We start from the raw sequence: 7,931 nt of genomic DNA on the forward strand, positions 1-7,931 counted from the left end.
TGCAACGCCAGCTCCGGCTCATGCTCCAGCGCCGCGACCATGGCCTCCAGCAGCTGGTTCATCTGCCCGCAGATCCGCGCCGCGCCAATGTCTGCCGGGGTCATGGCCACCAGGCGGAAGCCATCACCCAGGTCGTCCACGTTCAAGCCCAGCGGGTAGTTGCTGCGCTCCTGGCTTTCGAGGTTGTCGATACCCTCGGTCGCCTTGCGCTGGCTGGCACTGACCTGGGTGCTGTGGCGATAATTGAGCATCGCGCTGAACAGCGGCAACGGCGCAGCCACGCCACTGCAACGCTGGGCCAACGCCAGGGAAGCGTGCTCGTGGGCCAGCAGCGCGCTCAGGCGCTGATGGGCCGCTTGTGCACCTTCACGCAGGCCGATACCTGCCAGGTCGATGCGCAGCGGCAAGGTGTTGATGAACATCCCCAGCGCCCGTTCGGCACCCTCGCCGCCTTGCAGGCGGCCGAGCAACACGGTGCCGAACACCACGCTGTCCCTGCCGCTGGCAGCGGCCAGCAGGCGTGCCCAGGCCAGGTGGAACAGGCTGGCAACACTGATACCCAGTTGCCGCGCTTGTTGGCGCAGGCGCTGGGCCAGGTCATCGCGCAGCCACAGCTGGGCTTCCTCGATGTCACGGCCGTCGCCTTGTACATCGCTCAGGCCGAACGGCAAGGTCGGCTCGTCGATATCGCCCAGCTGCGCGCGGAAGAACGCCTCGTGCTCGGCCTGGCTCACGCCCAGGCGGGCCTGGGTCACGTAGTTGCGGTAAGGCACAGGGGCGTGGGCGGGTTCCGTGTTGCCCTGCAGGTAGCCGATCAGCTCTTCGCCGACCACTTCCATGGCGGTGTGGTCGAGGACGATGTGGTGGAACTGCAGGGTGGCTTCGATGGCCTGGCCAGTTTGGGTGTAGAGCAGGCGAATCAGTGGCGCAGTGCTCAGGTCAAGATTTGCGGTGGATGCTTCGCGGGCAAGGCTCGCTCCCACAGGAGCAGCAGCGTGCTCGAGGATGGCGAGTGGTGCCTGGCGCCAGACCACTTGCACCGGCTGCGGCAAGCCCTCCCAGAGGATGGCGGTACGCAGCACGTCATGGCGAGCGATCACCTTGTCAAGCGCCGACACGAAGTTGGCCAGGTGCTCGCGGCTGGCGAAGGCGAAACGCGACTGCAGCACGTAGGGATCATGCTCCGCTGCGCTCAGGTGGTGGTAGAGAATGCCCTCCTGCAGCGGTGCCAACGGGTAGATATCCTGCACGTTGGCGGCGCCGCCCGGCACCTTGGCGACAATACGCTCGATGGCATTGGGCTCCAGCGCTACCAGCGGCAGCATGGCCGGGGTGATGTGGGTGCAGCCGGCTGGGATCAGGTTGTCCGGCACCTCCACATGCCGTGCCTTGCCCAGCGTCGCCGCCAACGCGGCAAGGGTCGGCTGGCCGAACAGCGTGCGTACATCGACCTGCAGGCCATCACGACGCAACCGCGCGGTGAGGTTCACGGCCAGCAGCGAGTGGCCGCCCAGCGCGAAGAAGTTGTCATGCCGGCCGACCTGCGCCACGCCCAGTATCTCGGCCCATGCCTGAGCCAGCGCGTTTTCCACGACGCCTTGCGGGGCAACGTAGGCCTGGCCGCAGATCAGTTCCGGGGACGGATCGGGCAAGGCTTTGCGGTCGAGCTTGCCATGGCTTGTCAGCGGCAAGGCATCCAGTTGAATGAACGCCTGCGGTACCAGGTGCGACGGCAGGCTCGCCTGAAGCGCCTCGCGCAGTGCCGCCAGCGGCGCCGCTCCGGTGAACCAGGCGAGCAGCCGCTCGTCACGCACCAACACCACGGCAGCATCGATGCCCGGCTGCGCCGCCAGTACAGCTTCGATTTCCCCAAGCTCCACGCGCACGCCACGGATCTTCACCTGGTCGTCGTTACGGCCCAGGTAATCGAGGGTACCGTCGGCATTCCAGCGCACCAGGTCACCGCTGCGGTACATCCGCCCATCACGGTTGGCACTGAATGGGTCGGCCAAGAACCGCTCCTCCGTCAGCACAGGGCGGTTCAGGTAGCCGCGGGCGACACCCGAACCGCCGATGTACAGCTCGCCGACGGCACCGACCGGTACTGGCTGGCAATGCTCATCGAGCACATAGACGCGGGTGTTGGCAATCGGCTGGCCGATATGCAGGGCGCCCCCCGGTTGCAGTTGCCCAGATGTGGCGACCACCGTCGTTTCGGTCGGGCCATAGTTGTTGACCAGCGTAAAGCCGGGTTCCCGGTCGAACTGGCGCAGCCGATCACCGCCGACCAGCAAGGTGCGCAGGGTCGGGTGCTGGCGCTCCCGACGCAGGGCCTGCTCGGCCAACGGCGTGGGCAGGAAGCTGACCTGCAACGGTTGCGCCAGCCACCAGTCGAGCAGTTCGTCGACATGCTCACCGGCAATGCGCGCAGGTGGCAGGTGCAGCACCGCTCCGCTGCTCAACGCGGGCCACACTTCCCAGGCCACGGCATCGAAGCCGAAACCGGCCACCGTGCTGGTATGGCTGCCGGCCGTCAGGTCGAAGGCCGCGCAGTGCCAGTGCACCAGGTTGGCCAGGGTACTGTGTTCGACCATCACCCCCTTGGGCTGGCCGGTGGAGCCAGAGGTGTAAATCACATAGGCCAGTTGGTGGTCGTCCAGGCCCGCGACTTTCGGGTTGCTTTGCGCCTCCCCTTGCCAGTCATCGCGGTCGAGTTCGATCCGGGCCGTATCACCGAGCAAGCCCCGCGTGGTTGCGTCGGCCAGCACCAGCGCAGGGGCGCTGTCCTGCAGCAAATAGGCGATACGCTCGGCCGGGTAGCCAGGGTCCACTGGCACATAGGCAGCGCCGGCCTTGAGCACCGCCAGCAACCCGACCAGGCGTTCGAGGCTGCGCGGCAGGCACAGGGCAACCCGGTCGCCCAGTTGCACGCCACGGCGGATCAGGTAATGGGCCAGGCGGTTGGCGCTGCGGTTGAGCTCGCCATAGCTCAGCACCTGGCCGTCCTGCACCAGGGCTGCCGCTTGCGGTGCGCGGGCGGCCTGGGCTTCGACCAGGGCGTGCACGGTCTGGCCTTGCGGGTAGCGGTGGGTGGTGGCGTTGAAGCCTTCCAGCACCTGCTGGCGAGCGGGTTCGTCGAGGATCGACAGTGCGTCCACGGGGGTGCCAGCGGCCTGCGTCAGGGCGAGGCTGAGTTGGGTCAGGGCCTGGCTCATCCACTGCGCAACACGCGCGGCGCCGATGCCTTCCTGGGCCAGCACGCTCAGGGTGAAGCCTTCGCCCAGGTCGTCGACGCTGAGCGTCAACGGGTAGTTGCTGCGCTCTTCACCCCCCAGCAGCCGCACGCCCTGCACGCTGGCATCATCTTTGGCAGGTGTGCCGACGCTGCTGTGGCGGTAGTTGAACAACGCGCTGAACAACGGCAGCGCCGCCGACACGCCACTGCAACGCTGGGCCAGCGCCAGCGATGCGTGTTCGTGGCCGAGCAATGCCGACAACCGTTGATGGGTGACCTGCACGGCCTGCAGCACAGGCGCGGCAAGGTCGATGCGCAGCGGCAGGGTATTGATGAATACACCCAGGGCACGGTCGGCACCTTCGCCGCCTTGCAGGCGGCCCATCAGCACAGTGCCGAACACCACGTCACTGCGGTTGGCCAGTACGCCGAGCACCCGCGCCCAGGCCAGGTGCGCCAGGCTCGCGGCACTTACACCCAGGCGCCGGGCCTGCTCGCGCAGTTGGCGAGCCACGCCAGTGTCGACCGGCAGGTGCGCTTCTTCGATGGCGCGCCCATCGCCGTGCACATCGGCCAGGCCGAACGGCAGGGTCGGCGCATCGAGGTCGCCGAGCATGGCACGGAAGAACGCCTCGTGGCCGGCGTCATCAGCGCCCAGGCGGGCCTGGGCGACGTAGGTGCGGTAAGGCACCGGTGCGGCCAGTTGCCCGCCGTGACCGGCCAGTAACGCCTGCATTTCGCCGGCAATCACCTCCATGGCGGTGTGGTCGAGCGCCAAGTGGTGGAACTGCAGGATCGCCACCACGCGCTGGTTGGCCGGGTCGTCGGCATGCACCAGGCGCATCAGCGGCGCACGCGACAGGTCAAGGCGCTGGTGGCGGGCGTCGAAGCGGGCCTGCAAGGCATCGATCGGCGAAGCACCGGTCAGGTCGGTGATTGCCGTCACCTCCATGCGCGCTTCACGCCAGACCACCTGCACCGGTTGCTCCAGCCCCTCGGTCACGACCGAGGTACGCAGGATGTCATGGCGGTCGATGACCTGCTGCAGCGCCCCGGCCCAGGTGTGCAGGCGGGCCAGGCTGTCGAAAGCCAGGCGCGATTGCAACAGGTACGGGTCACCCTGCTCGGCACTCAGGTGGTGATAGAGAATGCCCTCCTGCAGCGGCGCCAGCGGGTAGATTTCCTGAATGTTGGCGGCGCCGCCCGGCACGCTGGCGACGATACGGTCGATGCTGGCCTGGTCGAGGTCGATCAGGCTGAGCATGGCCGGCGTGATCTGGCGGGCACCGTGGGGCACGCGGTTGGCCGGCACCTGCACTTCGCGCCCGCTGCCCACGGCTGCGGCCAGGGCCGCCAGGGTCGGCTGGGCGAACAGCACGCGCACATCGGCGCTCAGGCCGGCCTTGCGCATGCGCTCGACCAGGGTCACGGCCAGCAGCGAATGGCCACCCAATTCGAAGAAGTGGTCGTGGCGCCCCACATGCCCGACCTTGAGCACGTCTGCCCAGATCGCCGCCAGGGTACGTTCCACCTCACCCTGCGGCGCCTCGAAGGCGCGGCTGAGCACCGCGTCGCTGCCCGGCAGCGGCAGCCCCCGGCGGTCGAGTTTGCCGTTGGCGGTCAGCGGCAGCGCGTCCAGGCGCACGTAGGCCGCCGGCAGCATGTAGTCCGGCAACTGCCCTTGCAGTTGCCCGTGCAGCTCGGCGATGGCCGGCGCAGGCTCAGTTGCCGTGAAGTAGGCGACCAGGCGCTGGTCGCCCGGTGTGTCTTCACGCAGCACCACGGCGGTGTCGCGAACACCGGCGCAGTTGCCCAGGCACACCTCGATCTCACCCAGTTCGATACGGAACCCTCGCAGCTTGATCTGCTGGTCGGCGCGGCCCAGGTAGCGCAAGGTACCGTCGGCTTGCCAGCACACCCGATCACCGCTGCGGTACATGCGCGCACCAGGCTCGCGGCTGAACGGGTCGTCCAGGAAGCGTTCGGCGGTGAGCGCCGGCTGGCCCAGGTAGCCCAAGGCAACACCATCGCCACCGATGTACAACTCACCCACCGCGCCAACCGGCAGCGGCTGCTGGCGGGCGTCGAGGACATAGCAGCGGCCGTTACCGATCGGCTTGCCGATCGGGATGCTGCCTTCACCCACCTCGATGATGTCGTGGGTGGTGCTGAACGTGGTGGCCTCGGTGGGCCCGTAGCCATTGAGCAGGTGGGCAGGAGCGCCTTCGCGCAGCACCCGGGCTATCACCGCCGGGTCCAGCACATCGCCGCCGACCATCAGGTAACGCAGTTTGGCCAGCGCCGGCAACAGGTCGCCGGCGAACTGGTGGAACAACCCGGCGGTCAGCCACAACACGCTCACGCCCTGCTCCAGCAACACCGCACGCAATGCCTCGCGTGACAGCACCTGGTGCTGGTCGATGACCACCACGGTGCCGCCGTTGAGCAGCGGCGCCCAGACCTCCAGGGTACTGGCATCGAACGCCGGGTTGGAGGCGAAGGCGACCCGGTCCTGGCTGTTGAAGGCGGCAAAACCGTTGTTGATCACCAGCCGCGCGATGGCCCGGTGCGGCACTTGCACGCCTTTCGGAGTGCCGGTGGAGCCGGAGGTATACATGATGTAGGCCGCGCTGCCCGCGTTCACCACCAAGCCCGGCGACTGCAGCGGGTAGCCTGCGAGGTCGTGCTGGTCCAGCTCGACCCGCTGGGCCTGGCCCAGCTGCGGCTCGCTGCTGAGGGTCAGCAGCACCTTGGCCTGGCTATCGGCAACCATGAACGCCTGGCGTTCGACCGGGGCGTTGCTGTCCAGCGGCACATACACCGCCGCGCACTTGCTCACTGCCAGTTGCGCCGCCAGCAGGTCGACGCTGCGCGGCAGCAACAGCGCCACGCGATCGCCCGGGCGAACATCCAGGGCCAGCAGGTGATGGGCCAGGCGATTGGCGCGCTGGTCGAGTTGCTGGTAGCTGCAGCGATGCTCGCCGTGAATCACCGCCACCGCATCCGGGCTGAGCGCAGCAAAGGCACCGAACAGGGTGTGCACTGCATGTTCGCGGGGGTAGTCCCGGCGCGTGGCGTTGAAGCCGTGCAACACCCGCTCACGCTCGGCGGGCGCCAGGCAGCTGACGTCCTGCAGGGCGGTCGCAGGCGAGTGCTCCAGCGCATTGGCCAACTGTTGCAAAGCGGTGCCTAGCAGTCGGCATACCTGCGCCCCGTCCACTTCCGGCACCGCCTGCACCGTGAGGACGAAGGCATCGCCCAGGTCATCGACGTTGACGACCAGTGGGTAGTTGCTGCGCTCGTGTGCGGCCAGTTGCTCGATGCCCTGCCAGGCCTTGCGCAGCTCGGCCTTGGGCGGTGCGCTGTGACGGTAGTTGAGCAGGCTGGTGAACAACGGCTGGGTAGCCGGCACGCCGCTGCAGCGCTGGGCCACGGCCAGCGAGGCGTGTTCATGGGCAAGCAGCCGGGCCAGGCGTTGATGGGTCAGGCGCACGCCATCAGCGGCCCCGGCCGCACCGACGCTGACCCGCAACGGCAAGGTATTGATGAACATGCCCAACGCCCGTTCGGCGCCCTCGCCGCCCTGCAGGCGGCCCAGCAGCACGGTACCGAACACCACGTCCTGGCGCCCGGACAGCTGCGCCAACACCTGGCCCCAGGCTTGGTGAACCAGGCTGGCGACGCTGATGCCTAGCTGGCGGGCCTGCTCGCGCAGCCGCTTGGCCAGGTTGGCATCGAGCGCCTGGCGGCTGTCGAGCACACGGCTGCCATCGCTGTGCGCGGACCGCAGGCCGAAGACTTCGGTGGGTTCGTCGATATCACCCAGCAGCTCACGGAACAGCGTTTCTTCAGCCTGGCTGTCGCCGCCGAGGCGTGCCTGCGCCACGTAATTGCGATAGGGAACGCTGGCATCAGGCAGCGGCTGGTTGTGCAGTAGCGCAGTGACTTCGGCCACCAGGTGCTCGACCGCCGCGTGGTCGAGGATGATGTGGTGGATCAGCAGGGTCGCTTCGATGCGGCCATTGATGCCCGTTGCGCGCAGGCGGATCAGTGGCGCGCTACCCAGCTCAAGCGCCGTGGTGTTGCCTTCGCGGGGCAAGCCCGCGCCCACGGAAGGGGCTTTGCGCCAGACCACTTGCACAGGCTCTTCGAGGTGCTGCCAGTGGATGCTGGTGCGCAGGATGTCATGGCGCGCGATGACCTGGTCCAGCGCAGCGGCAAAGGCGTCCAGCGTGCCCTGGTCCGGGAAGGCGAAGCGTGCCTGCAGCACATAGGGGTCAGCGCCCTCGCTGGCCAGGTGGTGGTAGAGGATGCCTTGCTGCAACGGGGCCAGGCCGTAGATGTCCTGGATGTTGCGCGCACCGCCGGGGACCTGCGCCATCAGCGTGTCGATCGATGCCTGCGAGAGGTCGGCCAGGGGTAGCATGGCGGGGGTGATGTGCGTGCACTCAGCCGGGATACGGTTGGCGGGCACCTTGAGGCCGCTTTCGCCGCTCACTGCCGCAGCCAGCGCAGCCAGGGTCGGCTGGCCGAACAGCACACGGATGTCGGCGTGCAGGCCTTGTTGGCGCAGGCGCGAGGTCAGGCTGACGGCCAGCAGCGAATGGCCGCCCAGTTCGAAGAAGTTGTCATGGCGCCCTACCCGCTCCACGCCCAGCAGTTCGGCCCAGATCGCCGCCAACAGGGTTTCGGTTTC

At 67.9% G+C, this 7,931-nt stretch carries 1 protein-coding gene; it reads right to left on the reverse strand.

The window, feature by feature from the left end:
• Positions 1 to 7,931: amino acid adenylation domain-containing protein (locus tag ACIPIJ_RS27825; RefSeq protein WP_401083209.1), on the reverse strand; the 7,931-nt coding region annotated here is incomplete at both ends.

It is taken from the genome of Pseudomonas sp. NPDC087185, from assembly GCF_044744955.1.
GTDB lineage: Bacteria > Pseudomonadota > Gammaproteobacteria > Pseudomonadales > Pseudomonadaceae > Aquipseudomonas.